This is a genomic window from Paenibacillus sp. P4_E11 (genome assembly GCF_056401635.1).
Genome location: NZ_JBFUIX010000317.1, coordinates 1 through 2,603, shown reverse-complemented (window position 1 = coordinate 2,603; position 2,603 = coordinate 1). Strand labels below are relative to the sequence as shown.

Genomic DNA, 2,603 nt, shown 5'->3' with positions numbered 1-2,603 from the left:
CTCCACTTCTACTTGGTGATGCCTATTAAAGATAAAGCATGGTTATGACGGCCTAATGAATACGCTATGACTTTTTTGTGACTATTCTTTCCGGCTTTTTTCCTCCCAATAAAACCTAGACTACCTGCCGTCTGTTTCATAGCCACCGCCTACTATGAAAATGTCTTGGCCTGTACATCAGCATGTTTCATAATGGAACTGGAGGTCACAGGCCGAGACTTTTTTGGTAGATTAACTCTGAGTCCCATAGCCGGCCGACTGTATCCCACGAGCACCGCCAATTGTTGCATTGTTGCCGCGAGCACATGTATAAAAGAGAGGCGTGTGCTCCACGTGTGCTTCAATAATCCGCAGCTGAAATGCTAGCCATGAAGCATTTTTCCACTCAAAACAGAAATGAAKGCTTGACGGAAAGTGTAGATCGTAGACAATTTAATCGAGATCCCGATGCTTATCTGTCTAAACTGGAGCAAGAATGGATGAAGATATATTGTTAGTAAATTATGCTGTCGTAGAAAAAAATAAGATCTGCCGCCTAGAGCGGCAAATCTTATTTGATGACTATTCCGATCTATCCCTATTTCCGTCGGCTTTCAAACATCATTGACCAGAAGTCCTGTCGATACTTTCAACCCCGCCTCATGCAGATGGGCTATACTTCCCAGGCCGATACAGCGGGGAACCACCCATTCCTGACTCCTTTCCTCGAACAAAATCGTCGTAACGGAGCTTGGCGGAAGCCAAAACCCGCTCCAGACTTAGGAAAGGGATCTCGRGCGAATGGGCCAGCCAGGTCAGACCGGACCCATGATGGCAAAATACGACTATCGTTTCACGGTTAGGCGACGATATGCGGTATTGCAGACGGCGACCTTATCTTGGTCCTGATTTTGCGAGCCGTTGGCCGCGACCGTCCGGCTATGCTAGTAACGTAACATAACAGTCGGACCGTGCGATATAATAATCAGATTTGAGCATCCGACATGCGGTGAAAGCCTGCTTTACCATCGGCCGGGGCGATAATCGTTAGAAATGATTACTCGGGAGGTCTGGATGACTCAACTTTTGCAGCTTCAAAATCAATTTAACCTGCATAGAGAAATCGGGCCGTCAGCTTGACGAAAATAGAAAAACACCTCTTCGTCTGGTGAAGTGAAATGTCAAAGTCTACACTTCCGCACAATTGAGGTGTTTTCTCTATGATTAAGCAATATCGGTCAACCGTTTTATTTCTTGTTCCTTTTTTATACCCAGGATACTTGCTGGAACGTACCCATTAGGGCCGATTGCTTCGCTTTCAAGCACAGAAGCGCGCTCTGCAAACCGTCGTCAAGCGTCGAAACCGACTCCGCATCGCCCTGCATCAGCTCGATGAAGTTTTTCGCCAGCACGCTGTCGCCGCCGAAATGCCCTTCGTCTCCGCTGAATTCATACGTTTCGACTCGCGTCGAATGGTGCATGAACACTTTAACCTGCCCGGTGTAGAAATCGAAGTCGATCGTCCCTTTGTAGCCGAGGAACCGTGCTCCACGAGCAGCCGCCTTTTTCCGCGCGAAAAAGTTTTGCGAATACGATAAGTGCATTCCCGATTCATAACGGATCAGCGCGCTGCCGGAGTCTTCGTTGCCCGTATCTTCCGCGAAAGCACAGTACGCCCTTTCATCCTTCCCGAACTTGCTTTCGGGACACGTCCTTTTTTCATCGCAGTCAACACATTTCAGCCCGGCAGGCTTCGTCCCTTTGAATATTTGTTTCGATACCATCGCGGCTACGGTTTCCGGCTTTGTACCGAGGATGTGGTTGATGTAATCGAAGTCGTGCGTCGCCTTTTGCAGGAACAAGCCGCCCGTTTCGTTCTCGTCCCGATTATCCGGTGCAACGGCTGCTTAATACGGTTGGTTTGAGCTTGATGAACAATATAGCATCTAGCATCAGTCAAAGAGAAGAAATCGTCCATGCTTTTATTTTCCTGAACATGCCTTCATTCACTCCTTCTTGGTTAGGATAAAGGAACGACGTTCCTGAGTTCACAGTAATCGACGATTCGAATTTTTGCCATCGGCAGTTCTTTCGTACATCAGCTTATTTTTACAGTGCGCATAACACGATAAAATACGCTCTATAGATGAGATTAGAGCAGGCCCATGAACAGTCGCTTCGGCAGTGTAAATAGAAAATCGCCCTCCGTTCAGCGCGATCGCTTACGGAGGACGATTCCGTCCGTCTCTATGTGAGTTGCGGCTATCTCATCCGATTCGACTGCAACGTCAAACGGATGAGATATTTCAAGTCATCTTCAAACCACATCGTGAAATTGGTGCCCCACACGTTATTGTGCAGATTAAAATGAAACCGACGGTTTTTCCGGTACTTGTCCCCTATAAATATTCTGTTTCTTCAATAACAATCCATTGACCGCTTAGCAGGTTCAACCGGATTTGTCGATCATGAACTTCAATATCTTTCACGGGGCATGTTTCTCCAGCGTTTGTCGGAAACAACAGGGTAACCACGTGTACCGGCCCCTCAGCCTTCAAATCGTATACAATCGTAGGAGCAGGCGCATACTCCCCTTGTGCAAAGATAGGGGTGTTTTTCCACCC

General features: G+C 47.5%; 1 protein-coding gene and 1 pseudogene. Both read right to left on the bottom strand.

Translation table 11 applies throughout. The features are described from left to right. Positions 1-1,244: 1,244 nt before the first annotated feature. A pseudogene (locus AC1DWB_RS33380) lies at positions 1,245-1,853 on the bottom strand (Gfo/Idh/MocA family oxidoreductase); the annotation flags it as partial. Between the two features lie 525 nt (positions 1,854-2,378). After that, positions 2,379-2,603: hypothetical protein (locus AC1DWB_RS33375; RefSeq protein ID WP_477545391.1), on the bottom strand; the 225-nt coding region annotated here is incomplete at its 5' end.